The sequence below is a fragment of the Kitasatospora sp. NPDC002543 genome (assembly GCF_053594915.1).
Genome location: NZ_JBSFWR010000258.1, coordinates 1 through 1,133, shown reverse-complemented (window position 1 = coordinate 1,133; position 1,133 = coordinate 1). Strand labels below are relative to the sequence as shown.

The following is a 1,133-nucleotide window of genomic DNA, read 5'->3' as shown; positions in this document are numbered from 1 at the left end:
GGGAGGTCCGGGTGCCGTTCGCGGTCGTGGAGTGCGGGGAGGAGGAGGTGGCGGAGCGGATCTCGGCCGAGGCCTTCACCGTCTTCGACCTCTCGACCGAACTCCCGCTGCGGGTCGTGCTGTTCACGCTCGGCGGGGAGGAATCCGTCCTGTCGGTGGCGATCCACCACATCGCCAGTGACGGTTGGTCGATGCGGCCGTTGTGGGAGGGCCTGACGGCGGCCTACCGGGCCCGCCTGGCCGGTGCCGCGCCGGACTGGGAGCCGCTGGCCGTCCAGTACGCGGACTACGCGCTCTGGCAGCACCACCAGCTCGGCGAGCTCATGGACCAGCAACTCGACCACTGGGCCGAGGTGCTGCGGGACGCCCCGCAGGAGGTGGCGCTGCCGCTGGACCGGCCCCGGCCGGGGACGGCCTCGCACGCCGGTGGCCTGGTGGAGTTCGGCCTGAACGCCGAACTGCACGCGGAGTTGCAGGCCCTGGCGCGCCGGAACGGCGTGACGCTGTTCATGGTGCTGCACGCGGCGGTGGCCGCGCTGCTGTCGCGGTTGGGCGCGGGCACGGACATCCCGATCGGCACGGTGGTGGCGGGGCGTTCGGACGAGGCGTTGGACGAGTTGGTCGGGTTCTTCGTGAACACGCTGGTGCTGCGGACGGATCTGTCGGGCTCGCCGACGTTCGACGAGCTGCTGGGTCGGGTCCGGGAGGCGGATCTGGCGGCGTTCTCGAACCAGGACGTGCCGTTCGAGCGGTTGGTGGAGGAGCTGAACCCGGTTCGCTCGGCCTCGGTGCACCCGCTGTTCCAGGTCATGCTCGTGCTGCAGAACAACGAGGAGGGCACCCTCCGGCTGCCGGGTGTCACGCTGGAACCGGAGACCTTCGCAGAGGCCCCGGCCAGGTTCGACCTCAACCTCATCTTCTCCGAGAACTGCGATGCCACCAACAGTCCCGCCGGTATCCAGGTCGAACTCCGTTACAGCACCGATCTGTTCGACCACGGCACTGTCGGCTTGCTCGCGGAGCGTTTGCGGCGGGTGTTGTCCGCGATGGTGGTGGATGCGGGGCAGGTGGTGGGTTCGGTGGATGTGTTGGTGGGTGGCGAGCGTGAGTTGATCGTGTCGGGGTGGGGTGGT

Annotated in this window: 1 protein-coding gene; it reads left to right on the top strand. The window is 69.5% G+C overall.

Annotation, left to right across the window (positions count from 1 at the left end):
* Nucleotides 1-11 precede the first annotated feature (11 nt).
* Nucleotides 12-1,133, top strand: a 1,122-nt coding sequence (locus ACWD4P_RS38415; protein ID WP_449782847.1) for a condensation domain-containing protein, incomplete at its 3' end; no start/stop codon positions are given.